This window comes from Phyllobacterium sp. SYP-B3895 (assembly GCF_009647635.1).
GTDB classification, from domain to species: domain Bacteria; phylum Pseudomonadota; class Alphaproteobacteria; order Rhizobiales; family Rhizobiaceae; genus Phyllobacterium; species Phyllobacterium pellucidum.
In genome coordinates, this window is record NZ_WJIG01000004.1 from 298,174 (window position 1) to 322,572 (window position 24,399).

Consider the following 24,399-nt stretch of genomic DNA (forward strand, 5'->3'; position numbering starts at 1 on the left):
GGGCGGTGCGATGAACCGATCAACGCCTGCTGCTGATGCGGCGCATGTCGACGATGCGGCCATCGCGTTGCCTCAGCGCGACCTCGAAACGGTTGCTGCCGCGCCAGGCGCGATAGACAAAAAAGCGGTCACGGCAATCGATGCGCCGGACATCGCGAAAACCGCGGCTGCGGAGCCGCCGTTCTCCTTCGCTGCAGGAAATTCCACGACCATTGCTGACGCTCGTACCAATGGTGACGGAGACGGTGGTGGCACTCGCCTCGCTTGACAGCGCAACGGGCGAAAGCAGTATGCCGCAGGCCACGGCAAGCGAGACGAAAGATTGGCGCATGATGAACTCCGGATAAGCGGTATTCGAGGCAATCAGCGGCACTGATGCCGGCCGGACAACTTTGGGACCAGAAGCGTCGAAAAGCAAAACAATTGCTTTGGAATTGGCGCGATGAGCGATCGGGTGGTTAATATCAGCGTGACAGCAAACGGAATTGCTACCACTATTCAACGAGATAACGAGTCGGCGAAGTCGGTCGGGGGAAAACCGGTTTGAAAGCTTACCTGGCAGTATTGGCGAAGTCGTTTTCCGCGATTGGTCTTCTGGTTGGCATCCTGTTCTTTGCGGCGTCGCTGACGCCCAGCCTCATGCCGCGCTCTTATCTCGTCCAGGGGGCGCTCTCGGGGTTTTGCGCTGCGCTCGGATACGGTGTCGGCGTCGCGTGCGTCTGGCTCTGGCGTTATCTGGAAATCCCGGTGCCCCGTGCCCGCGTTCAGCGCGCCGCCAACTGGATCGCGATCATTGTCTGCATCGGCACCGCAGGCGTTTTCCTGTGGAAGGCCGCGGGATGGCAAAACACGGTGCGCGGGCTCATGGGGCTCGGGCCGGTCGAGAGCGTCGAGCCGATCGAACTTGCCATCATCGCCTTCGTTATATTCCTCGTTGTGATCATGCTGGCGCGCCTCTTCCGGCAAACATTCCGCCTGTTTTCCCGCTGGCTGAACCGGCTGGTACCGCGTCGCATTTCAAACCTGGTTGGCGGCGTGCTCGCGGTTATCCTCTTCTGGTCAGTGGCACAGGGCATCTTGTTCAAGGGCGTCCTGCGCATGGTCGATACGTCCTTTCGTGAGCTCGACGCCCGCATCGATGACGGTTCGGCGCCTCCGGCGGATCCGAACAAACCCGGGGGCCCCGGCTCGCTTCTCGACTGGCAGAATCTCGGACGGCAAGGGCGCGCCTTCATTGCGACGGGACCCACGGGTGCCGAGATCGGCAGTTTTTTCAACGCAAAAGCACTTGACCCCGTTAGGGTCTATGTCGGGCTGAACGCTGCGGAAACCGTCGATGAGCGGGCGCGTCTTGCCCTCGAGGAACTCAAGCGGGAGGGCGGCTTCGAACGATCGGCCTTGCTCGTCATCGTTCCGACGGGAACGGGGTGGGTCGATCCCGAGGGCATCGATACAGTCGAATATCTTCACCACGGCGATATAGCCAGCGTCGCCATGCAGTACTCCTACCTCAGCAGTTGGTTGTCGCTACTCGTTGAACCGGGCTACGGAGCCGAGGCTGGGCAGGCGCTGTTTCGCGAAGTCTATCGCTACTGGACGACGCTGCCGCGTGACCACAGGCCGAAACTCTATCTTTATGGCCTCAGCCTCGGCGCCATGAACTCCGAACTTTCGGCCCATCTCTACGATATTATTGGCGACCCGTTTCAGGGCGCCCTGTGGAGTGGACCGCCCTTTCAGAGCCGCATCTGGAACTCAGTCACGGCGGATCGGATTCCCGGCTCGCCGGCATGGCTGCCGCGGTTCCGTGACGGATCTGTCATCCGGTTTACCAACCAGGACAATGCACTGAATATTCCGGACGCCGTCTGGGGCCCGCTTCGCATCGTCTATCTGCAATATGCCAGCGACCCGGTGACCTTCTTCGATTTCCACGCGCTCTACCGCGAACCCGCATGGATGCAAAACCCGCGTGGTCCGGATGTCTCACCGAGCCTGCGCTGGATTCCGGGCGTGACCATGCTGCAACTGCTGTTCGACATGGCTATCGCGACGACCTCCCCCATGGGATATGGCCACGTCTATGCCCCTGAACACTATATCGACGGCTGGATGGCGGTGACCGATCCGCAGGGTGTGACGCCTGAAGATCTTACTCGGCTGAGGACATTTTTCATCAAACGGTCGCGCAGCGCTGATAATCCGCCAGCAAGTGATTGATCAATCGGGCAAATGCGGTGACGTGTCGATGGAAAAAGAAACGCGATGCATGGCCTTGGGATTTATTGCTAATCTCTTGCGCGCGCCGAGCAAGATATAGTTTTTCCAGTGCGCTACGGCGTTCATAACTTTGTGAAATTTGGAGGCAACATGTCTGATCTGATTGTGATCGTCTATCCCACCGAAGAAAAAGCCGAGGAAGTGCGCAATCGTCTTCTCGAGCTCCAGAAGGAATATCTCATTACGCTCGGCGATGCGGTAATCGCCACCAAGACCGACGCCGGCAAGGTCAAGCTGAACCAGATGGTCAGCACGACCGCGGCCGGTGCCGTGTCGGGCAGCTTCTGGGGTCTGCTCATTGGGGTCCTCTTCCTCAATCCGCTCATCGGTGCAGCCGTGGGCGCGGCATCAGGTGCGCTCGGCGGAGCATTGACGGATGTCGGCATCAACGACAACTTCATGAAGGATCTCGCGGCAAGCATCCAGCCCGGTAACGCCGCCTTGTTCGTGCTGGTTCAGTCGATGACGGCTGACAAGGTCCTCAAGGACATTTCGCACTTTGGCGGTGTTGTTCTCAAGACCTCACTCGACGAGAGCAAGGAACAGGTCCTGCGTGACGCTTTGCAGAAGGCATCGTCGTGACTGTTTGATGCGGGTGACAACCGTCAGGTTTCCCCTCGCTTCTCCGGCCGCAGTCAGCGGCGCGTGGGGCGCCGCTGACGGGTATTAATGCTGACTTTTAAGAAAAGAAATCAATGGGTGGGCCGGGCAAGGGTCGGGTTGACGAAGACATGACAGTCCAGAATGCCAAACCGATGATCGGCTACCTTGCTACCGGAATCCTGGTACTCGCGCTCCTGCGCTTTGGCCAATCCATCTTTGTCCCGCTGGTCTTTTCCCTGTTCGTCATTGCGCTCGTCGGCCCGCTGCAGATCAAGTTGCAGCGCTGGATTCCGCAACTGCTTGCGCTGCTTGTGACGGTATCGGCAACGATCTTCATCATCATCGCTGTCGGCTCGTCCGTCACCTGGGGCTTCAGCAAGCTCGGCCAATGGCTGTTCGTCAATGCCCGCAGGTTCCAGGATGTCTACGTGCACTGGACCGACTGGCTGGAGGGACATGGCATTGCCATCGCGGGACCTCTTGCCGATCGTTTCGATGTGACGTGGCTCGTCGGCTTTACGCAGGGGCTTGCCGGCCGGCTCAACAGTTTTGCCGGATTTGCGTTGCTTGTCTTTGTTTTCGTGATGCTCGGCCTTTTGGAGATCGAGGCTTTCGGCAAGCGGCTGCGCTCTCCTGCCGTCCAGCCACAGGGCATGAGGATGCTTCACGCCAACCGCGAAATCTCGAAGAAGCTGCGCCGTTTCATGCTTGTGCGCACCTTTGCCAGTGTCCTGACTGGTTTGATCGTCTGGGCCTTCGCATTGATCGCAGGTCTCGAACTTGCTGCAGCCTGGGGCGCTATCGCCTTTACGCTGAACTATATCCCATTCCTCGGGCCGTTCGTGGCAACCTTCCTGCCGACCCTCTTTGCCATAGGTCAATTCGATTCGTGGCAGATGGCTGTGGCGGTATTCGTCGGGCTGAACCTCATCCAGTTCCTGATAGGCAGCTATCTCGAGCCGTTATTGATCGGCACGTCCCTGGCGATCTCGCCCTTTGCCGTGATTTTCTCGGTGTTCTTCTGGAGCTTCATGTGGGGCGTGCCGGGCGCTTTCATTGGCGTACCGATCTTGATCGCGTTCATCATCTATTGTGAACAGTCCCCCGGGGCGAGATGGATTGCGGTATTGTTGTCGGCAAAGCCTTCCGACGACGATGCGGACAGAGCTGCGACCTGACGCGGCTATCCGCTCAGGGTGTTTTTGTGAATCCTGCCATCCTTCATAATGACGGCGAGATACTTCTCCGGCTCGTTCATGAGATTGATGTTGTCGAGGGGATTGCCATCGACCACCAGCATATCGGCGAACGCGCCCTCCTCCACCACGCCAAGCTTGCCAGGATAGGGATTGCGCAGGTTGGAAAGTGCAAGAAGCTCGGCATTGGTCGATGTCGCCATGCGCAAAATCTCGGCGTTTGTGTACCAGCGGCTGAGATGCGTGAGCATGGTGCCCTGCCTTGCCGTCATCTGCGGTGAGAACAACATGTCGGATCCCCACGCAGTCTTGATGCTGTGCTTTTTCGCAAGTTCATAGGCAGTGAGCGTACCGGCGAAGACCTGCTGCAGCCGGTCGAAACTCGGCCCCGTCAGCGGCACTGAATCCTCTACCGAGAGGAACGGCTGGATGCTGAGCCAGACGCCCTTGTCGGCCATCAGGCGCGCCGTCTCCTCATCCATGAGATGGGCGTGCTCGATGCAGGCCGCCCCGGCATTGATAGCCCGCTGTACCGTATTCGGCGCATAGGCATGGACCGTCACATACGTGTTCCAGTCGCGCGCCACCGAAACGCCGGCGCGCAGATCATCCTCACTGAATGTCGACATGTCGAGCGGACTGCGCGGCGATGAAACACCCCCGCCCCCTACAAGCTTGATCTGCGACGCACCCTGCAGCATCTGCTCGCGGACGCGCATGCGCACTTCGTCGGCGCTATCGGCGATCATGGCGCCGCCGGTTTGTTCGATCATGCTAAGCTGAGCCGGGTTGCGCGGAATTTCCGAAAGCATACGCAGATCGCCATGCCCGCCGGACGTCGTGATCATCGCTCCCGACGGGAAGATGCGGGGGCCGGGTATGACGCCGTTGTCGATCGCCTGCTTGAACGTGAATACCGGTCCGCCGACGTCGCGCACTGTGGTGAAGCCGCGCATCAGGGTGCGCTCGGCTTCGGCTGTCGATGCCGTGAAAATTGCACCTGGGTCGCCGGTCGTTGCAATGCCGACTGGGACGGCCGCAAAGAGCGTGTGCCAGTGGGCATCGATCAGGCCCGGCATCAGCAAACGGTCGCCGCAATCGATGACAGTCGCATCTGAGGGCGGCGGGCTATTGCCAGTGTCGATTGCGGATATCCTGTTGCCCTCAACCAGGACCTGAACACCGGTTCGCGCGGTGTCGGACTTGCCGTCGAACAGCTTCAACTGCCGGAAGAGGACTTTTGCGGGCTGTGCGGCGGCCTGGGCGAATGCCCCGCGCGGCGTTGCGGCGGCGGCAATTGTCGCGGCGACACCAGTCAAGAATCCGCGGCGTGTCAGATCTTCCAGGCGGCGGCATACCTGCTGCAATTCCGGGGACAGGCAGGCGCAACCGGCGCCGTTGACGAGGTGCTGGTACTTCTCACCAAGACGCATTGCGATGCCCCTTTGCACTACTTCAGGTTGAGGTCATCTTATACCAGCTAGCCCGAGCCAATGCATGGAAGAAATCGGCACGTGCGGCCGAATAAATGATGGGCATTACAGCAGCTTGCAGCACTGCTCATCGCCGGCCATAACCGCTACCAGGTCAGATGCGCCTTGAGCAGGGCCTTGCGGCCTTCGCCATAGGAACAGACAAGCAGCCCCTGGCAACCCGACACATAATCCTTGTCGAAGAGGTTGGTAACGTTGAGATCAACGCCCCAATTGTCCTTCTTGTAACCAACTTTGAGGTCGACGAGGGTCGCGTCCGGAACCTTCAATGTATTCATGGCGTCCGCATAGCTCGAGCCGACATAGCGCACGCCACCGCCGACCGCGACACCTTCGAGCACCCCGGTCTGGAATGTGTATTGCGCAAAGAGCGAGCCCTGTATCTCGGGGATGAGGTAGGGGCGCTTGCCGATCAAGGCTGCATCCGCATCGTCCTTCACTTCCATGTCGAGCGCAGTAAATGCCGCGGTCAGCCTCCAGGCCTCGGTGATATTTGCCTGCGCCTCGATTTCAAAGCCGCGCGAATTGACCTCGCCGACCTGGTATTGCGCCAGGAAAGGACCGGTCAGGACATTCTCCTTGGTCAGATCAAAGAGCGCCGCCGTGATCAGACCATCGAACATGGTCGGTCGGTATTTGACACCGACCTCATATTGACGGCCGGTCTCTGGCTTCAGGAAATCGAGATTGGCATCGACGCCGATCTCCGGGCTGAAGAAGGTCGAGACGCTGGCATAGGGTGAAAGACCGTTTTCGAACTCATAGGCAATGCCGGCGCGCCCGCTCGTGCTGCCGTCATTGCCGTCATAGGATGGCGTGCCGGTCGCTTCGGTCTTCACGTAGTCGTAGCGGCCGTTGAGGGTAACGAGCCAGCCATCGCCAAAACGCAGTTGATCCTGTGCGTAAATGCCGATCTGATTACGCTTCAAAACCTGGTCGATATAGGGCGTGAACATCGGACCCAGCGGCGCGCCATAAACCGGATCGACGGCGCTGATTGGCGTCGCACCACCCGTCGCCTGGATCTGGTCGATGTTGAAGTATTTATATTCTGCGCCGAAGAGCAACGTGTGTTCGATGGGACCGGTGTTCACCGTCCCCTCGAGTTGATTGTCGACGATGAAGGTGTTGACCGTCGTGTCGTGAAGGAAGTTGATCCGTGACAAATCGTAGTTGTCGCCGACCGGCTGTTCCGAGAACGGCACATATCCGAACGGATAGAGCGAATGTTCGCGGACGTCGCCGTAACCATAGCGAAGGTTCTGGCGCACCGTCCAATCATTGTCGAACGTGTGTTCCAATTCGTAGCCGATAGCGGCCTGTTCGCGATTGTAGTCGTCGACCCCCGGCTCGGTGAAATTGGCATCGCGCTTGATCTTGCCGAACGGCGCGTCGAGCACCGTTCCATAGTACGGCAGGAAGCTGCCGCCGCCATGGGTCTCATCAAGGTGGGTGTAGTTGGCGAGCACGGTAAATTTGGTCGACTCGTCCGGTTTCCACGTGAGACTAGGCGATATCACGCCAAGAAACTCCTGTGAGAGATCGGTATAGCCGTCGCCGCCCTGAATCTTGCCATTGATGCGGTAATCGACGACGTCGGAAGCCTTGTCGCCAATGTCGAAGCCAAGATAACCCGTGCCGAAGCTGTCAATCCCGGTTTCGACATAGCGGAGGCGTTCGCCAGTCGGCCGCTTGCTGATAAAGTTGACGATACCGCCCGGATTGCTGCCGCCATAAAGGACCGAGGCTGGTCCCTTGAGGACTTCGACGCGCTCGATGCCCCATGAATCGATGAAGAAGCCACCAAAGCCGTAGCCGAAGTTCTGAAGGCCATCGAGAAATGTACCCTTCTGGGTAGCGTCGAAGCCACGGATATAGAACCAGTTGGTATCGCTGTCGGAACCGAAAGGCTGGGTTAAGACGCCGCTCGTAAAGCGCAGCGCCTCGTCGATCTTCGTCGCGCCCTGATCATCCATCTGCTCGCGGCCAACGACCGAGACCGCCTGGGGAATTGCTTCGATCGGCGTATTCGTCTTGGAGCCGGTTGTCGTGCGTTTGGGAACGAAACCCTGTACCGGTCCGGTGGCCGATCCGTCGCTCTGGTCTATGACGATCGGATTGAGCTCGATGTTGGAGGTCGTGCTCTGCGCCCTCGCTCCAAGCGATCCGAAACAAACGAGCAACGCAACCCCGCCGCTCAAGGCAAAGGTTGCCGACCGATAAACCCCACGCATTCTACCCTCTTCGACATAGACGGCCAACCGACCGCAACAATCATAAGTTGAGTATATATATCAACTTTTAAGAATTGGATTGAAAGTTTCTGTCGCCTTTTGAACGGTTTTGGTCCGAACTTGCCGATGGGAAGCTATTTGCAGAGATCGCGCAGCCAGGCGGCGGGGGTGATTCCAACGATCTTCTTGAACATGCGAGTGAGGTGCGCCTGATCGGAGAAGCCGGTGGCGGAGGCAATGGCCGGCAATGATGAACCGGGCTGTCTTAACAGCGCCTGTACCCGGCGCATCCGTGCCTTCATCTGCCACTGGTGTGGCGCGACACCGGTGGAGGCCTTGAAGGCATGGCTGAAATAGGATTGCGACAGGCCAGCAAGGCCAGCAAGTTCCTCGAGGCGAATATTGCGCAGGCAATTATCTTCGATATAGCCGGTCACGGATCGCAACTGGCGCGGCGAGAGCTGGCTGCGTTGACGTTTCTGCTCTTGCGCGATGCCAAAAAGCTGGACGACGAGGGCTGTGGTCAGCCCATCGCCATAAAGGTCGTGCAACGGCTGTTCGTTCAGGCATTCCTCGGCAATCAGTCTGGCGAGGCTCGCGATGCGGTCATCGAAGAACATGAGGCGGGGAGCGCCGAGCGTTCCGCATTTTCTCGCCTCCGGAAACCGATGCGACAGGACGGCGAAATCGAAATGCAAATCGAGGTGGCGCAGATATTCCACGCCTTCGCCGCGACCCCAAACCGGAAGGCCCGCAGGTATGTAGCTCATTGGATAGACGGCGATGTCGCCAGGCGTCCCATGCGAGGCCGGACCAAGACCGACACTGAAGGTCCCGGAGCCTGCCTTGTCGAGGGTTACGAACAAACGCGGATCCTCGGATATATACTCGCCCTCGGCGCCAGGCTCGCATTTGACTGACCAGACATCGGCAACGACACCGGTCCAGGCCCGCCACTTCAGCTCGCCAAGAACCGTGACGCCTTCGACTTTGCTCGTCATCCTTGGATGAAACGTCATCGTTTCGCGCTACCCTTCGTGCCCACGTCGCCAGTAAGAGACGACGAGATGCTCCTCCCGCGTCAACTTGCGTTCCTTGCGCACGTGATTGCGAATGGATTTGAAGGCCGAAAATTCGCAGCCGGCCCAGACAAAGACCCGCACATGCGTTGGAAACACCACCTTAGCCACTGCTTCGGGAAGCAGATCTGTTGTTCCGGCGGCCGCGCCGGAACGATGCAGCCAGACAAGATCGAGATCGCAGGCCGCGGTAAGGTTCTGCTCATCTGCCTCGTCCTCGACTTCAATCCGCACCACGACCTTTGCAGTTGCAGGCAGACGCTCGAGTATGCGGCCCATCGCAGGAAGGGCCGTCTCATCGCCGGCAAGAAGATACCAGTCCGCTACCTCGACATCGCCGCCGCCCGGCCCTGTCATGCCGACAAGGTCGCCGGGCATGGCATTGAGGGCCCATTGCGAACCGGGCGTTCCATCGTGGATGACGATATCGATATCAACCTCGCCCCTGGCGGCATCAATCTTGCGAATGGTGTAGACGCGCGAGACGAGTTTGTCGCCTCCTTCGGGCCATTCCGGGCGGCCGTCTTCGCCCATCACCGGCCATCGTGGTTGCGCCACGCCGTTTGGCGGAAACAGCAGGTGCACATGCAGCCCGCCATATTGGAACCGCGCAAGGTTGTTGCCCCGCAGCGTCACCCTGCGCATCCTCGGCGAGACATTGCGGCTTTCGACCACGCGCATTTCGCGGAAGAATGGCGGCACGCTTCCCACGGCCCCGTCACCCTCCCAGACAATACGTGGCCTTTCCGCGCGGGCAAATTCCAGCACGTGGTTGGCAAGCGCATATTTCATATAGGCAAGTCCGGTCTCGTCCTCGCCTTCGGCTGTCAAGGACAGGCTGTCCCCGTCGGCCGCAAGGTCAGCCTTGCCATACGTCAGACCGATGGTGCCGCCTTCACGACGCCGTGTGACATCCCCATGCTCTGAAAAGTGATCAAGCAGCTTGTTGAGATGCAGTGCTGGATTGGTGAGGGCGATCCGCGCAGATGCGCGCAAAATTGTGTCTGGCATATTGACCTCGGCAAAGGCAATCCCGCGCTGACACGGCAGGAAAGCATCTATCGCTCAATACGCGATAATAATATGATAATTCAAGTCATATTACTGACAGGGCAGCTTTGAACAGAAAGTGGCCCGGCCCGCATGGCTGTGGACTCTGCGGTTACCGGGCCGGTCGTGCGACTGGAAGTCTTCGACGCCCCATGGACGCACAAACAGGTAAATAATTTGCCGCGATCCGCTGATTTCACGGCCGACGCCAGGCGACGTCATATCGCTTCCGACTGCGACGAGGTATAATCCGGCATTCACCTTGTTCCGCGCCTCCCGATAGGAACGCCGATGAGCATTGAAGAACAAGTCGCCCGGCACTACACACACGGCTCGCTGGAAAAGGCGATATTGGCGGCGCTCATAGCTGCCGGTAAAGACATCGATACCCTGACGGCGTCTGATCTTGCGCCCATTGACGAGTTTCACTTCGGCTGGCTTCCCGCGACCATAGAACTCGGCAGAAGCTTGCGTATCGAGCCGCAAATGCACCTCCTTGACGTCGGTTGCGGCATAGGCGGGCCGGCCCGCTATCTCGCCGAAACCTATGAGTGCCGCATCACAGGTGTTGATCTTACTGACGAGTTCGTCGAAGTCGCCCGGGCGCTGACCGACCGCTGCGGCCTTGATGACCGCATCGATTTTCATCAGGCCAGTGCGCTCGCCCTTCCTTTCGATGAAGGCAGTTTCGACGCTGCCTACATGATACACGTCGGCATGAACATTGAAGACAAGCACACGCTTTTTGCTGAGGTCTGGCGCGTCTTGAAGCCGGGCGGGCGCTTTGTCGTCTATGACATCATGCGTGTGGGCGATGCGCCGCTGAACTATCCCATGCCCTGGGCCATGAACAAGGAAACGAGCTTTGTCGAGACGCCGGGCTTCTATAGCAAGACATTGAGCGCCGCAGGTTTCGAGATACAGGCAAAGAACACCCGGCGCGATCTCGCCATAAAAATCGTCCGAGAGATGCAGGCCAAGGCCGCGGCGGAGGGTCCGCCCGTGCTCAGTGGACAGATCATCATGGGACCAACGGCCAAGCAACGACTGGCAAACGCTTTTGAAGCCCTCGAAAACGGAATTATCGAACCAATCGAGATTGTTGCACGGGCATAGCCTCGCCTACTTCAGCTGGAACCCAAACCCTTCCAGTACGTCGCGAAGCTTGTCGCGGTTCTTCAGCGCCTCCTTCGTGGCGATACGGCGGGAGACCTGTTCCGACCAATCGATCGGTGTCATCGACTGGATTTTTTGGAAGGCGCGCAAAGTCTCATTGTAGAGACCGAGGTCGTCTTTGCTGGGGTTCTCGCTGTACCGCTCGCGGTGAAGCACGGTGGGTTGCGGGAGGCGCGGCTTGGCATCTGTCTTGATCGCAGGATCGGGATATCCGACCGTCAGGCCGAACACTGGAAAGACCAATGCGGGCAGATCGAGTTCCCGGGCAACCGTAGCCGGATCGTTGCGCAGCGCTCCGATATAGCAGGTGCCAAGGCCAAGGGACTCAAAGGCAACCAGGGCATTCTGTGCGGCAAGGGCAGCGTCGATGATGGCAAGGAGAAAGCCCTCGACATAGTCCAGGCCGTCAGATGTCGATCCTTCCGCATCGGCGATACGGCGCAGCCGGGAAAGGTCCGCAAGCCAAATGAGAAGCAAAGGCGCCTGGTCGATCTGCCTCTGGTTGCCAGCAACGGCGTTGATCCGCGCTTTGCGCTCTCGGTCTTCGACCGCAACGACACTCCATGCCTGCAAGTTCGATGATGTGGGAGCCGATTGCGCGGCGGCAATCGCAAGTTCCACGACCTCGGCCGGAACAGGCTTTAGCAGGTAGGACCGCACGCTGCGATGATCGAGCAGAACATCAATCGTCTCTGTCGAAATTCCATGGCCTACCAAAGGATGATTTTCGCCGTATCGTTGTTCCAACAGCCTTTCCAGGCGGTCGCGCGGCGTATCGTTCAGGGTTTCGGCTGCAGTGATGGGCATCAATATTGCTTTCAATGAGTGCTTACGCGCCAGCGCAAGAGATAGTTTTCGACCTTAGCGGCGAGCCGGTTGAGAATAAACCCGACAATGCCGAGAATGATCACGCCGACCATAACAAGGGCCATGTCGAAGCGTTCGCGGCCGGCAATGATCAAGCCGCCGATGCCCGGGCCAACAGCAAGAAAATACTCAGCCCCGACCGTTGCAAGCCATGAATAGATCAACCCGAGGTGCACGCCTGTAGCGATCGATGGCAGGGCCGACGGAAGGAAGATGCGCGTCATGCGCTGCACCGGCGTAAACCGCAGGGCATCGCCCACCTCGATCAGATCCGCCGGCACATTGCGCATGCCTTCATAGGTGTTGAGCACGACGGGAATGAAGGCGGCGAGCGCGACGAAGACAATCTTGGCCTGTTCGCCGAAGCCGAACCAGATAGAAATGAGCGGGATCCATGCGAGCAGTGAAATCTGCTTCAGGCCGTTGAAGGTAGGGGTAATCAGGGCATCGGCCACGCGCGACAGGGCAAGCAGCGTTGCAAAGAGCACGCCGAGAGCAGAACCGAGGAGAAAGCCCGCAATATTCCGAAACAGGCTGAACCCAAGTTCGCCGAAGAGGTTGTTGTCGATAAGTTCGCGCTTTGCAGTCAGGAAGACATCTTCGAGCGATGGAAGAAAGCGCGGATCGACGAGGCCGCTCCGGCTTGAACCTTCCCACAAGATAAGGAGAAGGATCGGGAGGGTCAAACCACGGCGAATTTTCAGCACCCGTTCGGAACTCACATAGGTAGCCGCCATCAGCTTTCTTCCTTCTGCTTCCAGCGCTGCACGCGGTTTTCGGCAGCGTCGAATCCCTTATCCATGAGGAACCCGACGATCCCGATTGCGATCATGGCAACGATAACGACATCGAGCCAGAACATCTGCCGGCCCCAGACGAGGAGGTACCCGAGCCCCTCGGAGGAGGCGAGCAGCTCGACGCCGACAAGCGCCGTCCAGGAATGGGTCAGACCGTAGCGAATACCGGTGAAGATCGAAGGTGCTGCGCCCGGAAGAACGATCAGCCGCAGCGTCTGCCAGCGGTTGAAGCGGAGTGCGTGGCCCACTTCGACAAAATTGGCTGGCACGGAGCGAATGCCAGCCGCGGTGTTCAGGGTCATCGGGACAAGAGCGCCCTTCGCAATCACGATGATCTTCAAGGTTTCGCCGATGCCGAAGATCAGCATCAGCAAGGGGATCCATCCAAGGGTCGGAATTTGGGCGAAGGCGAGGAAGAGCGGGCGCACGTAGTCGTCCACGCGCCGCGACAATCCCATTGCGACGCCGAGTGTAAGGCCTGCTGCCGCCCCAAACAGAAACCCGACCACCACGCGTCGCAGGCTCACCCCGGTGTGGTACAGGATTTCACCTGACGCGATCATCTCGACCGCGGTGGCATAGACATAGGCTGGCGATGGCAGGATCTGCTCCGGGAGCCATCCCCGGCTTGAAGCCAGCCACCATGCTGCGACGAGCGCCAGCGGCAGGATCAGCGCAACCGCGACGCGGCGAAGCTTCAAACCACCGCGTCGCCATCGCCATATTCTGGCCCGCCCCTGCAACGATCTCGGCGCAAGGGCGGTATTATCGGACAGGAGCGTCATGTCGTCTCTTTATTTGAGGCCAGATCAGGAGCCGAGGGGCTTGCCATTGGCGCCGTAGGACTGCCAAAAATTCTGAAGATTGAGCTTGGCCAGCGCTGCATTCAGATATTTCGGCTCGAACCAGCCATCGGTGCTCACATCACGCCGGATCAAGCCGAATTCCTTGGCTTTGACGGCTTGCTCTTCATACTGGGAAACAAGCAGGTCATCGATCAGCGGCGAGTTGCGGTAGGCGAGCGTGTCATTGCTGAAGTAGTCCTCGAGGATCGGCACGGGCGTTCCCGACTTGTGCCAGAGCTCGAAAAGCGCAGCCCGGTTCGGCTCGTCCGACGACCACTGCGCCGCCTTGACGAAGGCATCGACGACGCGCTGGGTGATTTCTGGATGCTTGTCGATGAAGTCTTCGCGGCCGACGATACCCGCATTGCGGCCGAATCGCGGATCATCGCCTTTGGTGGTGTAGATCACTTTCGCGTTGCCCTTGGCAGCGAGGTTGATCAGTGGCGTATCGCCAAAGGCGGCATCGATGTCCTGGCTGGTCAACGCTGCGACCGTGCCGGCGCTGTCGAGATTGATGACCTGAATATCCTTTTCCGTCAGACCATTCGCCTCGAGGATCTTGATCGCTGCGAGATGGCCGTTGGTACCACGCTGATATGCGACCTTCTTGCCTTTCAGATCCGCAACTGACTTGATGTCAGAATCCTTGGCAACGGCAAGGTAAAGCGGTTTGCGCGCCCCACTAGCCAGGAGATATTTTGTTTTCAAGCCGTTGGCCCGGCCGATCAATGACGGGAGATCGCCTTGATAGGCAAAATCAAGCTGGTTGTTGGCAAAGGCCTCGTTGACCGCAGGTCCCGCACCCTTGAAGAAGAACCATTCGATCTTGACGTCAGGGTCGTTGGCAAACTCCTTCTCGAGAAACTCGCCGGCACGCGCCGTCGCGGCCGAAGTCCCCTCCGCGTAGGGCCTGCTGTCGACGCCGATCGCGGCGTAACCGATATTGAGGGTGACCGGCTCGGCAACGGCCGGAACCGCCAGCAGCGAAGCGGCAAATGCGGCCAGGACCGTGCGGCGGGTGAGTTGCGATAGGCTCATTTCAGATCTCCGTCGTTGAAAGAATGGGGCGCCCCGATGGCCGCGAACGTGGCGCGTTCCGTGCAGCACTGGCGGTCTTGATTGGCGGGCGCTTCACCTGTGCGGGTTGCTTTGCGATTGTCTTCGGCTGGCCGTTCCGCGTCGTGCTGTTGAGAATGTCGAGAACATGGTTGCGGATACTGGCGAGTTGCGCCGAGGTCCGTTCGCGCGGATGTGGCAGGTCGACAGGTACGATCTCCCTGATCCGGCCCGGGCGCGGCGACATGACGACGACGCGATCGCCGAGGTAGACGGCTTCGTCGACATCGTGGGTAACCAGCACCATTGTGATTTGCTCCCTCGCCCATATGTCCTGCAGCTCGCCTTGCAGATGCGCCTTGGTGATCGCATCCAGCGCGCCGAAGGGCTCGTCGAGGAAAAGGACGTCAGGACGGTTGACGAGCCCGCGCGCAATCCCGGCGCGCTGGGCCATGCCGCCCGAGAGCTGGTGCGGATAGGCCTTTTCGAACCCGGTAAGGCCGACAAGCGCGATCTGCTTGGCAACGAGGTCCTGCTTCTCGGCCTTGGAAAAAGCCGCATTTTCCAGCCCCAGCGCCACATTGCGCTCGACGGTCAGCCAGGGGAACAATCGCGGCTCCTGGAATACGATACCACGGTCGAGGCTCGGACCGGTCACTGGCTTGCCTGCATGTTCGACAAGCCCGTCATGCCCGGTATCGAGACCCGCGCCGAGGCGCAGCAATGTCGACTTGCCGCAGCCACTCGCGCCGACGATGGTGACGAATTCACCGGCCTTGACGTCAAGGCTGACGCGGTCGAGCGCCGTGAGTTCGCCGCCATTGACACGGAATTGCCGGCTGACATTGCTGATCTTCAGATGGGCTGTGCTGGTCATCTTGGTCGCTCTCTTTCGCGAGTAAATGTTATTCGGCCGCGACGGCGGCGTGCGCCGGATGCTGCGGCTCCCGCAGACCGAGGTGACTGCGCAGCGTCTGGCCTTCATATTCGCTGCGGAAGAGACCGCGACGACGGAGTTCCGGAACGATGTGCTCGACGAAATCGGTCAGTCCGGCCGGCAAATGTGGCGGCATGACGTTGAAGCCGTCCGCTGCGCCAGTCTTGAACCAGTCCTCCATCTGATCGACGATCTGCTCGGGCGTCCCGATTACCTGCCAGTGGCCGCGCGCACCGGCAACGCGCAGATAGAGCTGGCGGATGGTCAGGTTTTCGCGTCGGGCCAGATCGATCATCAGCTTCTGACGGCTTTTGCTGCCATTGGTTTCGGTAACTTCCGGAAGCGGTCCATCAAGCGGATACTTGGACAGGTCGACGTCACCTGCCATGCCGTTCAACAGCGAGAGTCCGACTGCCGGATGAATAAGCTCCTGGATCTGCTCGAACTTTTCCCTGGCTTCCGATTCTGTTTTCGCAACGACCGGGAAGATGCCGGGCATGATTTTGAGTTCGTCCGGCGAGCGGCCATAGCGGGCGAGCCTCCCTTTCACATCACTGTAAAAGGCGCGTGCATCGTCGGCATTCTGATGTGCGGTAAAAATGACCTCTGCCGTCCGCGCCGCAAGCTCCTTGCCCGGCTCGGACGACCCGGCCTGAACAATCACCGGATGCCCTTGCGGTGCACGTGCAACGTTGAGCGGGCCGCGGACCTTGAAATGCTTGCCGCGGTGATTGAGGAGGTGCTGCTTCGACGGGTCGTAATAGATGCCGCTCTCCTTGTCGCGCAGGAAGGCATCTTCTTCCCATGTGTCCCAAAGACCGCGCACGACATCAGCGAACTCTTCCGCCCGTTCGTAGCGCTCGGCATGGGCAACGTGGTGGTCCCGGTTGAAATTGTGCGCTTCGTCCTCACTGGCGGAGGTCACAAGGTTCCAGCCGGCGCGCCCGCCGCTGATGTGGTCGAGCGAGGCAAATTTGCGGGCGATATGATAGGGCTCGTTGTAGGTCGTCGAGGCGGTTGCGACAAACCCGATCCGGGTCGTGAGTGCTGCAAGCGCCGAGAGCAAGGTGAGCGGCTCGAACTGGGCCACATAGCGGATCGCCGTCCGGCTCAAGGCCTCCGTGTCCGTGCCCCGGGTGCCGACGCCATCGGCCATGAAGATCAGGTCGAACTTTGCGGCCTCGGCAATCCGGGCAAGTTCGGCGTAATGGGCAAAATTCGAACCCGCATCGGCCTGCGCTTCAGGATGGCGCCAGGCCGCGATGTGATGGCCCGTCGGATAGAGGAATGCTCCAAGTTTGATTTGGCCGGTTCGTTTGCCCATGACTTCGCCTTTCGTCCATTGCGTGACGAAAAGCCTAGGCCGCAAATTTTAATCACGACAGAAATGGTATTCTTTAAAATCCAGTCTACGGGGTTTTATTGATTTAAGATGACTTATCCGCGGAGGTTGATTTTCGATGACGGTGGCGCCGACGTGCCCGCGGTGATTGATTGCCCGCGTCGCCGGTCGGATATCGTGCTAAGCTGATCAAGCGGAGGGTTTGGGATGAACCGCAACGATCACGACGAACATCTCATTGAAACGGTGTTTCGCAACGGCACGATAACTGTCGTCGGCGTCGTCCTGTCATTTTCGCTTGGGTTCCTCACCCAATGGGCAAGCAATCCGGTACCCTGGAAAATCACGGATTTGCCAACCCTCTTTCTCATATCGATCGGCATTGCATTTCAGCTGCGTTCCCTCGCGCTCCTCTTGAAAACCGAATCCCTGAAAAAGTCCGTCTATGAACGGGCGAGCCGCTATTTCCTGATTGGCATCGTCATAACCGGCTCGGGCGTCTTCGTGGCAATCGTCATCGACTCCGTCCGTCTGCTTTCAGAACGCTACCCATGGATTTGGTAACGCAGCAAACTCGGCTAGTCTTGCTCTTCACAGAGTTATTTTGTTAAAACTTTAATAAAAATATAGTAAACATCAATATAAATACCGATACTTAAAGTAATACCTTGTTTATTGCAAGGTGTGCTAAAGGTTGTTCAACCACGTTCTTTAGGGGTGTGTAAACCGCTGCGACTGAGGTTCAGGGCGTTTCAACACCACCTTATTTCGCACACAGGGATATTGATATGAACAAACTTTTCAAACGGTTCCTCAAGGATGAATCCGGCGCGACGGCAATCGAATACGGCCTGATCGCAGCTCTCATCTCCGTGGGCATCATCGTCGGAGTGAGGAGCCTCGGCTCCAGCCTCAGCACAACCTTAAACACACTTGGCACCACGATAGAGAAGAACGGCAAGTAAGCCGGTAGGTGCGTTGGCAAGCCTGTCATGCAAACCTGCGGTCGAAAGTTAGACCGTCGATTGAGAGTATGAGGATTTGCTCACTTTCTCATCAAGTTTCGTAGTAATTGCGCCTTGGCTACAGCTGGGCCCGGACCATATCCAAGTAAGACCTCTACCACTTTTGGCAACCGGCCATGCAACGCTCACGGTATTTTACGCAAATACAACCATCTGATGTAATCGCGTGTTAATCACGACGTGGGTTAGCTATTTCTCAACCATGTTCCTTAAGTCGGCCGTAAATGGCCGCCGCCTAAGTTCGAGACGGTTCAACGAAACCGCGTCAACAAACAAACAGGGATACATGATCATGAGCAACCTCTTCGCACGCTTCCTCAAGGACGAATCTGGCGCAACAGCAATCGAATACGGCCTGATTGCAGCCCTCATCTCCGTCGGCATCATCGCTGGTGTACGCAGCCTCGGCTCCAGCCTGAGCTCGACCTTCAATACCCTCGGCACGACGATGACCGACGCTGCAAACTAATTTACTTCAGGGTCGCCTTACCGGCGACCTAATACTACCGGAGAGCCACCGCAAGGTGGCTCTTTCGCTTTTCCGACATATGAATAAAGCGGCGGATTTGCGTGTTCCATATTCAGTCCAATATCTGGAGGAAGAAATGGAAAGATTGCAGGCTCCGCTCGCGCTGCTGGCGCGACTGTTTCTCGCCTATATCTTCGTTGTCGAAGGCTGGAGCAAGATCTCCGCCTACTCGGCGACCGCAAGCTACATGCAGACCAACGGTGTCACGCCCGGTCTGTTGCCACTTGTCATCCTGACCGAGCTTGGCGGTGGATCGCTGATCGCTGCAGGATTTATGACCCGTTATGCCGCGCTCGCGCTTGCCGGCTTCTGCCTGCTGACGGCGCTGCTCTTCCACAGCGATTTCGGCAATATCGAGCAGGTCATCAACTTCAACAAGAATATCGCCATTGCCGGTGGATTTCTCGCCCTCATGGCCTTCGGGCCGGGCGCCTGGTCGATCGACGCGATGAAGCGCGGCGTTATCCAAAACTCGATGTCTTGAGAAACTCGGCAAGGCGTTCCGTTTGCGGCTTGTGGAACATTTCGCGCGGATTGCCTTCCTCGCCGATACGACCCTGGTTCATGAAGATGACGCGGTTGGAAACCTCATAGGCAAAGCGCATTTCGTGGGTGACGAGCAGCATGCTCATGCCGTCCTGCGCCAGCGCCTTGATCACCTGCAGCACCTCGTTGACGAGTTCGGGGTCAAGCGCGGATGTCACTTCATCGAAGAGCATAAGCCTGGGGTTCATGGCGATGGCGCGGGCGATCGCGACACGCTGCTGCTGCCCGCCTGAAAGCTGACCCGGGAAATGGTCGGCACGTGATCGCAAGCCGACACGATCGAGCCATTTTTCGGCTATGGATCGCGCTTCGTCCTTTCCGAGCTTCTTCACCTTCATCAGCCCCAGCATGACGTTGCGGGCGGCGGTCATGTGCGGAAAGAGATTGAATTGCTGGAAGGCCATGCCGGTCAGGGCGCGTTGGCGGGCAATTTCCTTCTCCTTCTTGCGATGGCGCTGGCCACCAGCTGTTTCATATCCAATCTCTTCGCCGTCGATGCTGATCGAGCCGCCTTGGAACTCTTCCAGCATGTTGATGCAGCGGAGCATCGTGGTCTTGCCCGAACCGCTCGAACCGATAATGCTGATGACATCTCCCTGCGCCATGGTGCAGTCGACGCCCTTCAGCACTTCCACGTCGCCGTAGCTTTTGTGCAGGTTGCGGATTTCAAGAAGGTTGGACATCGGAAAATGCCTTACGATGGAACGGCGGTCTTGCGCTCGACATAACGGCCGAAGCGCTCGATGGCGTAGTTGATGACGAAATAGAGGAAACCGGCGAAGAAATAGAACTCGAGGCTCATGAACGAGCGCGAGATCAACTCCTGTGTGCGCAGCAGAAGTTCGGCAACGCCGATGATCGAAAGGAGCGTCGACGCCTTGACCATCTCCGCCGCAGTGTTCACCCAGGCCGGCAGGACCTGGCGCAATGCCTGAGGGCCGAGAACATAGGCGAAGGTTTGCGGGAAGGTGAGACCAATGGCCTTGGCCGCCTCGGTCTGCCCCTTGGGGATCGATTGCAGGGCGCCCCGGACGATTTCGCCGACATGCGAGCTACAGAATACCGCAAGGGCAAGAACGCCTGCCTGAAAGGGGCCAAGATCAAGCCCGATCGTGCCAAGCACGTAATAGCTCGCAAGGACAAGTACCAGGACCGGCGTGCCCCTGATGAAATCCGTGTAGCCGCGAACGATCCAGCGCAGCAGGCGCACACCGTAGGTCAGGGCGAGCCCGACGAATACGCCGAGCACGGTGCCGAAGCAGATGGCGAGGACCGATATCGATATCGTGACACCAAGACCCTTGAGGATCGGGAAGCGCGCGAGCCAAAGGACATCGAGGAAGTGAGCTATATCCATCGCATCACCTCGGCAAGGACAAACGGCGCTCGACGCCGCGCATCAGCGCCGCGAGGATCGAGCAGGTGAATACATAGAGGCAGCTGGCGACGATCCAGGTTTCGATGACACGGAAGCTTTCGACATTGATCTTGCGCGCTTCGAAGGTCAGTTCCGGAATCGCGATCGCGGCGGCGAGCGAGGTATCCTTGAACAGCGAAATTATCGTGCTGCTTAAGGACGGCAGGATGTTGCGGAACATCAGCGGCGCGATGATCGACGTTCGAATCTGCATCTCCGTAAGGCCGATGGCGAGCCCCGCTTCACGAAGTCCCGGCGGTATCGACAGAAGTCCAGCGCGAAACACTTCCGCAAGATAGGCACCGGAATAGAGCGCGAGGGTGAAGACGAAGCTCTCGATCTTGCCGAGCCGCAAACCGAGCTGCGGCAGGGCAAAATAGCTGAAGAGCACCAGCACCAGGATCGGGGTGTTGCGGATGATCGTTACGTAAATTCCGGCCGGCCGCTTGATGAAGCCGTTCTTCGAGATCAGTCCGAACGCGGTGATCAGGCCGATGATGGCGCCGATGAGGATTGCACCGAACGCAAGTGTGAGGCTGAGGGCCAGGCCTTGAAGGAGCAGGTCGAAGCTGCGCCAGACGGCAGCGAAATTCAGCGTATATCCCATTGCGTTCCCCCCGATGGAACCGGACTGATGCGCAGCGTTCACGCAACGGCACCGGAGAGACCCGGAGCCGCTGCGCGATGCCGGTTACTTGTATTCGACCGGGAAGCCGATCTGCGGCGGGGTAAGGTCCTTGCCGAACCAGGTCTTGAAGGACTTGGCGTAGAAGTCGAACTCGACGCCGGTCATGGCCTCGTGCAGGGCGGTGTTGACGAAGTTCAGCCAATCCTGATCGCCGCGCTTCACACCGCAAGCATAGGTTTGCGGGTTCCAGCCGTAGCCACCGTCCTTGTAGCGGCCGGGATTCTGCGTCATGTACCAGGCAAGCGACGACTGGTCGGTCGCGGCAGCGTCGGCGCGTCCGGATTCGAGCGCCTGATAAATGAGATCGACCGATTCATATTGGTCGACCTTGGCTTCGGGGAGCGCCGCGTGGACCATGCTTTCGGCATAGACGTTCTGCAGAACCGAAATCGTGACGCCGGAGCCGGCAGCCTTGAGCGCGGCGTAGTCGGCATATTTGCCGTCGGCCTTCAGCATGAGGCCGACGCCCTCGCGATAATAGGGGATGGTGAATGCGATCTGCTGGGCGCGCTCGCCGGTCACCGTCATGAACTGGCAGGTGATATCGACCTTATCCGTGGTAATGTTGGGAATGCGCGCATCGGAAGACTGGTTGACGAATTCGATCTTGTCCGGGTCGTTGAACAGGGCCTTGGCGATGATGTGGCCCATATCGATATCGAAGCCCTGCAACTTGTCGTCGGCACTCTTGAAATGCCAGGGCGCATTGGTGCTGCCGGTTCCCATGACCAGATGGCCGCGCGCCAACACTTCGTCGAGCTTGCTTTTGGTTTCTTGAGCGAATGCGCCAATCGAAGGCAGCGCAACGAGAGCGGCTGCAAGGGCCGCAATGTAAAGTCGTTTGGACATTTTGTTCCCCTATTCGTCAAAGCGAATCTTGTGTCGTTATCCATTATAGTGGAATATAATACCTAATAATGGATGACATATAGAATTACAGTGGCTTGAACTTGTCAAGCGGGATTTACCGCTGCTCTCTGGGCGCTTGGGGGTGCCTGAAATGGGCGCTCGCGCGGCCCAAAAGAAAAGCTCGCATCGGCGGATGCGAGCTTGGATTCTTTACGTTGATTGCGAATTTCGTCTTATGCTGCGGCAGCAGCGTTGACGTGACCCTCAGCAATCTTGGTCAAGGCCTTATCGGCATTCATCTCTTCGTTGAGATTCTGCTGGAGAAGCGAAGCGCAATCTTCGCGTCCAAGCTGCTTTGCCCACGCGATCAACGTACCGTAGCGCGTGATCTCGTAGTGTTCGACGGCCTGACCGGCGGCGATGAGCGCGGCATCGAGCACCTGGTCGTCATCGACTTCGCCGCTGACCTCATCTGCCTCTTCCAGAATTCCGTCGATCGCCGGGCAATTTACGCCGCTGACCTCGACGCCATGCAGCTTGAAGACCTGCTCAAGCCTGTCGATCTGGGTCTCGGTTTCCTGCAGGTGTTTTTCAAACCCCATCTTCAGTTCTTGATCCGATGCCTTGTCGATCATTTCAGGCAAGGCTTTTACGATCTGGTTCTCGGCATAATAAATGTCGCGCAGTGTATGAACGAAAAGATCGTCCATCGTTTTGATGTCTTTCGAAAAGAAACCCATGTCATTCTCCCTTGTTTGGACATGCATCGACATTCGGCGCCCAAAAGCGTCGACCTGCAGTCAGTGTGTTTCGATTGCCCAGAGGAAACGGGGAGGTTCTGGTTATTGTTCCGAGATAATTTTCAGGTTTTCAAATTCTCACTTGCGGGTCCAGCCTGCCCTTCCCTGCCATCTCGATGCGGAAGGTTTTGCCGGCATCCGGGTACGTCTTGCGTGAAGCCTCATCCATCTCGGCATAGGCACTGGTCACGATCAGGCTCGCGCTATCCGTGCCGATGAATGCGGGACAGGTCGGCTGCGGAATGGGCAGTTCAATTGTTCGGATACGCTTTCCCGATGGAGCAAAGACATCGATACGGGAGCCGCCCCAGGAGGCATTCCAAAGGTTGCCGTCAGCATCGACCACCGAACCGTCAAAGCCCCCGCTCCCGGTATTCCTGAGAAACTCGGTGGGCTCGCCGTTCGGCAGTCCCGTCTCAGGATCCGTATTCACCCGCCAGACGATATTAAGCGCCAAATCCGCGAAATAGGCAGCACGCCCATCGGGTGCGAAACAGATCGAATTAGCGATCGAAATATTGCCGTACAGTTTGCGCAGCTCGCCCTCGCGATACCAATAGATGGCGCCCGCGCCCGGCTCAGCCTTCTTGCCCATGGTGCTGACCCAGAACGCTCCGGCCGGATGCACGCGCGCGTCATTGGACCGCGTTGCCGGATTATCGGCTTCGATCGGCTGGTGCATCATCGTGTGCCCTGTCGAGCGATCGCGAACGAAGAGCCCGGTCTCCGTCAGGACGAGTTGGCGCTCCTTGTCAACGACCGCAAGCGCGCTCGCCATCTGACCGAGGCTATGCATGCGAGCCTCGCCGCCGGCGAGCGGCTTTTCAAAGAGCCGACCGGCAAGAATGTCAAACCACCACACTGTATTGGTCAGTGGATCAAAACCCGGCCCTTCTCCAAGTTCGCAGGGTTCGTCATGAAATATGCTGATCTTCGTCATCGGTAGCCCTTAGGCAGCGAACACGCGGTCATAAGCCGCCACCGTAACCCTTGCGCGTTCGCCGACGAAGGCGGCGGATGCGCCCACCTTGTAAAGGCTGGAGCCAAGGCCGAACGTGCGCACCCCGACCTTCGAATAGGCAGCAAAGCCATTTTCGTCGACACCGCCAACGGCGCCGATGACCGTTCCCTTGGGCAAGATCGCGCTGATGGCCTTGATCCCTTCAGGCCCGAGGACGCTTGCAGGAAAGAATTTCAAGCCTGATGCGCCAGCGCTCAAGGCGGCCAGGGCTTCGGTAGGCGTGAAAACGCCAGGCATGGTCACCATGCCTGCCGCGACCGCCGCACTCAATACGGCCAGATCGACATTAGGGCTGATCATCAGACGTCCACCCGCTTCCGCCAGACGTGCGACATCCGCGGCGTCAAGCACCGTTCCGGCACCAACCAGAACGGAGGACGGCAATTTCTTCGCCAGCAACTCAATCGATCGAAACGGATCAGGTGAATTCAGTGGGACTTCGATCGCTTCAATGCCGGCCCTCACCAGTTCCTCAGCAATGCCCAGAACTTCATCCGGCTTCACGCCGCGCAAAATGGCGATGAGATCGCGTTGCAGCTTGGGCCATGGGGTGGATGCGCTTGTCATTG

The 24,399-nt window shown here is 58.5% G+C and carries 26 protein-coding genes; 8 read left to right on the forward strand and 18 right to left on the reverse strand.

The genetic code is table 11. The features are described from left to right. Positions 1 to 19: 19 nt before the first annotated feature. A complete protein-coding gene (locus GF108_RS19110) occupies positions 20 to 331 on the reverse strand; it encodes a hypothetical protein (protein WP_153669943.1) in 312 nt (103 codons plus the stop codon). A 212-nt stretch (positions 332 to 543) separates the two neighbouring features. Between GF108_RS19110 and GF108_RS19115 the strand changes: the two genes are divergently transcribed. From GF108_RS19115 to GF108_RS19125, 3 genes are all read left to right on the forward strand, one after another. After that, positions 544 to 2,220 carry an alpha/beta-hydrolase family protein gene (locus GF108_RS19115; protein ID WP_246664028.1) on the forward strand — a complete coding sequence of 559 codons (1,677 nt, stop codon included), beginning with the start codon at positions 544 to 546 and terminating at the stop codon, positions 2,218 to 2,220. A 150-nt stretch (positions 2,221 to 2,370) separates the two neighbouring features. Continuing rightward, positions 2,371 to 2,862: a DUF1269 domain-containing protein gene (locus tag GF108_RS19120; protein ID WP_027232239.1), complete on the forward strand. Its 492-nt coding sequence runs from the start codon at positions 2,371 to 2,373 to the stop codon at positions 2,860 to 2,862. Between the two features lie 149 nt (positions 2,863 to 3,011). Beyond that, complete coding sequence (locus GF108_RS19125) at positions 3,012 to 4,061, forward strand: AI-2E family transporter (protein ID WP_246664029.1); 1,050 nt, start codon at positions 3,012 to 3,014, stop codon at positions 4,059 to 4,061. A 5-nt stretch (positions 4,062 to 4,066) separates the two neighbouring features. Here GF108_RS19125 and GF108_RS19130 read toward each other — a convergent pair whose 3' ends face one another. From GF108_RS19130 to GF108_RS19145, 4 genes are all read right to left on the reverse strand, one after another. Further along, positions 4,067 to 5,512, reverse strand: coding sequence for an amidohydrolase family protein (locus GF108_RS19130; RefSeq protein ID WP_153669945.1), 1,446 nt, complete (start codon positions 5,510 to 5,512; stop codon positions 4,067 to 4,069). A gap of 146 nt (positions 5,513 to 5,658) precedes the next feature. Further along, positions 5,659 to 7,806 carry a TonB-dependent siderophore receptor gene (locus tag GF108_RS19135; RefSeq protein WP_153669947.1) on the reverse strand — a complete coding sequence of 716 codons (2,148 nt, stop codon included), beginning with the start codon at positions 7,804 to 7,806 and terminating at the stop codon, positions 5,659 to 5,661. Between the two features lie 134 nt (positions 7,807 to 7,940). Next, a complete protein-coding gene (locus GF108_RS19140; protein WP_153669949.1) occupies positions 7,941 to 8,825 on the reverse strand; it encodes an AraC family transcriptional regulator in 885 nt (294 codons plus the stop codon). A gap of 9 nt (positions 8,826 to 8,834) precedes the next feature. After that, positions 8,835 to 9,896 (reverse strand): siderophore-interacting protein, encoded by a 1,062-nt coding sequence (locus GF108_RS19145; RefSeq protein WP_153669951.1) that lies wholly within the window; start codon positions 9,894 to 9,896, stop codon positions 8,835 to 8,837. A gap of 330 nt (positions 9,897 to 10,226) precedes the next feature. Between GF108_RS19145 and GF108_RS19150 the strand changes: the two genes are divergently transcribed. Beyond that, positions 10,227 to 11,051: a class I SAM-dependent methyltransferase gene (locus GF108_RS19150; protein ID WP_153669953.1), complete on the forward strand. Its 825-nt coding sequence runs from the start codon at positions 10,227 to 10,229 to the stop codon at positions 11,049 to 11,051. A 6-nt stretch (positions 11,052 to 11,057) separates the two neighbouring features. Here GF108_RS19150 and GF108_RS19155 read toward each other — a convergent pair whose 3' ends face one another. From GF108_RS19155 to GF108_RS19180, 6 genes are read right to left on the reverse strand one after another with little or no spacing between them, the layout of a single operon-like run. Further along, positions 11,058 to 11,918, reverse strand: coding sequence for an NADPH-dependent oxidoreductase (locus GF108_RS19155; RefSeq protein ID WP_153669954.1), 861 nt, complete (start codon positions 11,916 to 11,918; stop codon positions 11,058 to 11,060). 11 nt (positions 11,919 to 11,929) lie between these two features. After that, positions 11,930 to 12,715 carry an ABC transporter permease gene (locus GF108_RS19160; protein WP_153669956.1) on the reverse strand — a complete coding sequence of 262 codons (786 nt, stop codon included), beginning with the start codon at positions 12,713 to 12,715 and terminating at the stop codon, positions 11,930 to 11,932. After that, on the reverse strand, positions 12,715 to 13,560 hold the full coding sequence (locus GF108_RS19165) for an ABC transporter permease (RefSeq protein WP_153669958.1): 846 nt from the start codon (positions 13,558 to 13,560) through the stop codon (positions 12,715 to 12,717). Before GF108_RS19165 ends, GF108_RS19160 begins: the two co-directional genes overlap by 1 nt. A 24-nt stretch (positions 13,561 to 13,584) precedes the next feature. After that, the gene (locus GF108_RS19170; RefSeq protein WP_153669960.1) at positions 13,585 to 14,658 is read right to left on the reverse strand and encodes an ABC transporter substrate-binding protein; all 1,074 of its coding nucleotides are present in this window, start codon (positions 14,656 to 14,658) and stop codon (positions 13,585 to 13,587) included. Position 14,659: 1 nt separating this feature from the next. Beyond that, positions 14,660 to 15,553: an ABC transporter ATP-binding protein gene (locus tag GF108_RS19175; protein ID WP_153669962.1), complete on the reverse strand. Its 894-nt coding sequence runs from the start codon at positions 15,551 to 15,553 to the stop codon at positions 14,660 to 14,662. A 28-nt stretch (positions 15,554 to 15,581) separates the two neighbouring features. Next, complete coding sequence (locus GF108_RS19180; protein ID WP_153669964.1) at positions 15,582 to 16,937, reverse strand: LLM class flavin-dependent oxidoreductase; 1,356 nt, start codon at positions 16,935 to 16,937, stop codon at positions 15,582 to 15,584. Positions 16,938 to 17,162: 225 nt separating this feature from the next. Here GF108_RS19180 and GF108_RS19185 point away from each other — a divergent pair, with 225 nt between their 5' ends. The 4 genes from GF108_RS19185 to GF108_RS19200 all read left to right on the forward strand — a co-directional run bounded on the left by GF108_RS19185 (position 17,163) and on the right by GF108_RS19200 (position 18,993). Then, positions 17,163 to 17,519 (forward strand): hypothetical protein, encoded by a 357-nt coding sequence (locus tag GF108_RS19185; protein WP_113281366.1) that lies wholly within the window; start codon positions 17,163 to 17,165, stop codon positions 17,517 to 17,519. Positions 17,520 to 17,743: 224 nt separating this feature from the next. Beyond that, a complete protein-coding gene (locus GF108_RS19190; protein ID WP_153669966.1) occupies positions 17,744 to 17,920 on the forward strand; it encodes a Flp family type IVb pilin in 177 nt (58 codons plus the stop codon). A 352-nt stretch (positions 17,921 to 18,272) separates the two neighbouring features. Then, positions 18,273 to 18,449 carry a Flp family type IVb pilin gene (locus GF108_RS19195; protein WP_027232253.1) on the forward strand — a complete coding sequence of 59 codons (177 nt, stop codon included), beginning with the start codon at positions 18,273 to 18,275 and terminating at the stop codon, positions 18,447 to 18,449. Positions 18,450 to 18,585: 136 nt separating this feature from the next. Further along, complete coding sequence (locus tag GF108_RS19200; RefSeq protein ID WP_153669968.1) at positions 18,586 to 18,993, forward strand: DoxX family protein; 408 nt, start codon at positions 18,586 to 18,588, stop codon at positions 18,991 to 18,993. Here GF108_RS19200 and GF108_RS19205 read toward each other — a convergent pair. The 7 genes from GF108_RS19205 to GF108_RS19235 form a co-directional block, all read right to left on the reverse strand. After that, entirely contained in the window at positions 18,971 to 19,738 is a 768-nt protein-coding gene (locus tag GF108_RS19205) for an amino acid ABC transporter ATP-binding protein (RefSeq protein ID WP_113281367.1), read from the reverse strand. The two genes, GF108_RS19200 and GF108_RS19205, sit on opposite strands and share 23 nt — an antisense overlap. An 11-nt stretch (positions 19,739 to 19,749) precedes the next feature. Then, a complete protein-coding gene (locus GF108_RS19210) occupies positions 19,750 to 20,412 on the reverse strand; it encodes an amino acid ABC transporter permease (RefSeq protein WP_153669970.1) in 663 nt (220 codons plus the stop codon). Between the two features lie 4 nt (positions 20,413 to 20,416). Beyond that, complete coding sequence (locus GF108_RS19215; protein ID WP_153669972.1) at positions 20,417 to 21,079, reverse strand: amino acid ABC transporter permease; 663 nt, start codon at positions 21,077 to 21,079, stop codon at positions 20,417 to 20,419. A gap of 84 nt (positions 21,080 to 21,163) precedes the next feature. Then, positions 21,164 to 22,009 (reverse strand): transporter substrate-binding domain-containing protein, encoded by an 846-nt coding sequence (locus tag GF108_RS19220; protein ID WP_153669974.1) that lies wholly within the window; start codon positions 22,007 to 22,009, stop codon positions 21,164 to 21,166. A 233-nt stretch (positions 22,010 to 22,242) separates the two neighbouring features. Continuing rightward, positions 22,243 to 22,749 (reverse strand): ferritin-like domain-containing protein, encoded by a 507-nt coding sequence (locus GF108_RS19225; protein ID WP_027232259.1) that lies wholly within the window; start codon positions 22,747 to 22,749, stop codon positions 22,243 to 22,245. Between the two features lie 130 nt (positions 22,750 to 22,879). Continuing rightward, the gene (locus GF108_RS19230) at positions 22,880 to 23,749 is read right to left on the reverse strand and encodes an SMP-30/gluconolactonase/LRE family protein (protein ID WP_153669976.1); all 870 of its coding nucleotides are present in this window, start codon (positions 23,747 to 23,749) and stop codon (positions 22,880 to 22,882) included. A gap of 9 nt (positions 23,750 to 23,758) precedes the next feature. Further along, entirely contained in the window at positions 23,759 to 24,397 is a 639-nt protein-coding gene (locus GF108_RS19235) for a 2-dehydro-3-deoxy-6-phosphogalactonate aldolase (RefSeq protein WP_153669978.1), read from the reverse strand. Positions 24,398 to 24,399: the final 2 nt, after the last annotated feature.

Excerpts from the sequence above, each read along its gene's own strand:
- GF108_RS19110 (WP_153669943.1), bottom strand. The coding sequence starts at position 331 with ATGCGCCAATCTTTCGTCTCGCTTGCCGTGGCCTGCGGCATACTGCTT.
- GF108_RS19120 (WP_027232239.1), top strand. The coding sequence starts at position 2,371 with ATGTCTGATCTGATTGTGATCGTCTATCCCACCGAAGAAAAAGCCGAG.
- GF108_RS19125 (WP_246664029.1), top strand. The coding sequence starts at position 3,012 with ATGACAGTCCAGAATGCCAAACCGATGATCGGCTACCTTGCTACCGGA.
- GF108_RS19130 (WP_153669945.1), bottom strand. The coding sequence starts at position 5,512 with ATGCGTCTTGGTGAGAAGTACCAGCACCTCGTCAACGGCGCCGGTTGC.
- GF108_RS19135 (WP_153669947.1), bottom strand. The coding sequence starts at position 7,806 with ATGCGTGGGGTTTATCGGTCGGCAACCTTTGCCTTGAGCGGCGGGGTT.
- GF108_RS19140 (WP_153669949.1), bottom strand. The coding sequence starts at position 8,825 with ATGACGTTTCATCCAAGGATGACGAGCAAAGTCGAAGGCGTCACGGTT.
- GF108_RS19145 (WP_153669951.1), bottom strand. The coding sequence starts at position 9,896 with ATGCCAGACACAATTTTGCGCGCATCTGCGCGGATCGCCCTCACCAAT.
- GF108_RS19150 (WP_153669953.1), top strand. The coding sequence starts at position 10,227 with ATGAGCATTGAAGAACAAGTCGCCCGGCACTACACACACGGCTCGCTG.
- GF108_RS19155 (WP_153669954.1), bottom strand. The coding sequence starts at position 11,918 with ATGCCCATCACTGCAGCCGAAACCCTGAACGATACGCCGCGCGACCGC.
- GF108_RS19160 (WP_153669956.1), bottom strand. The coding sequence starts at position 12,715 with ATGGCGGCTACCTATGTGAGTTCCGAACGGGTGCTGAAAATTCGCCGT.
- GF108_RS19165 (WP_153669958.1), bottom strand. The coding sequence starts at position 13,560 with ATGACGCTCCTGTCCGATAATACCGCCCTTGCGCCGAGATCGTTGCAG.
- GF108_RS19170 (WP_153669960.1), bottom strand. The coding sequence starts at position 14,658 with ATGAGCCTATCGCAACTCACCCGCCGCACGGTCCTGGCCGCATTTGCC.
- GF108_RS19175 (WP_153669962.1), bottom strand. The coding sequence starts at position 15,553 with ATGACCAGCACAGCCCATCTGAAGATCAGCAATGTCAGCCGGCAATTC.
- GF108_RS19180 (WP_153669964.1), bottom strand. The coding sequence starts at position 16,937 with ATGGGCAAACGAACCGGCCAAATCAAACTTGGAGCATTCCTCTATCCG.
- GF108_RS19185 (WP_113281366.1), top strand. The coding sequence starts at position 17,163 with ATGAACCGCAACGATCACGACGAACATCTCATTGAAACGGTGTTTCGC.
- GF108_RS19190 (WP_153669966.1), top strand. The coding sequence starts at position 17,744 with ATGAACAAACTTTTCAAACGGTTCCTCAAGGATGAATCCGGCGCGACG.
- GF108_RS19195 (WP_027232253.1), top strand. The coding sequence starts at position 18,273 with ATGAGCAACCTCTTCGCACGCTTCCTCAAGGACGAATCTGGCGCAACA.
- GF108_RS19200 (WP_153669968.1), top strand. The coding sequence starts at position 18,586 with ATGGAAAGATTGCAGGCTCCGCTCGCGCTGCTGGCGCGACTGTTTCTC.
- GF108_RS19205 (WP_113281367.1), bottom strand. The coding sequence starts at position 19,738 with ATGTCCAACCTTCTTGAAATCCGCAACCTGCACAAAAGCTACGGCGAC.
- GF108_RS19210 (WP_153669970.1), bottom strand. The coding sequence starts at position 20,412 with ATGGATATAGCTCACTTCCTCGATGTCCTTTGGCTCGCGCGCTTCCCG.
- GF108_RS19215 (WP_153669972.1), bottom strand. The coding sequence starts at position 21,079 with ATGGGATATACGCTGAATTTCGCTGCCGTCTGGCGCAGCTTCGACCTG.
- GF108_RS19220 (WP_153669974.1), bottom strand. The coding sequence starts at position 22,009 with ATGTCCAAACGACTTTACATTGCGGCCCTTGCAGCCGCTCTCGTTGCG.
- GF108_RS19225 (WP_027232259.1), bottom strand. The coding sequence starts at position 22,749 with ATGGGTTTCTTTTCGAAAGACATCAAAACGATGGACGATCTTTTCGTT.
- GF108_RS19230 (WP_153669976.1), bottom strand. The coding sequence starts at position 23,749 with ATGACGAAGATCAGCATATTTCATGACGAACCCTGCGAACTTGGAGAA.
- GF108_RS19235 (WP_153669978.1), bottom strand. The coding sequence starts at position 24,397 with ATGACAAGCGCATCCACCCCATGGCCCAAGCTGCAACGCGATCTCATC.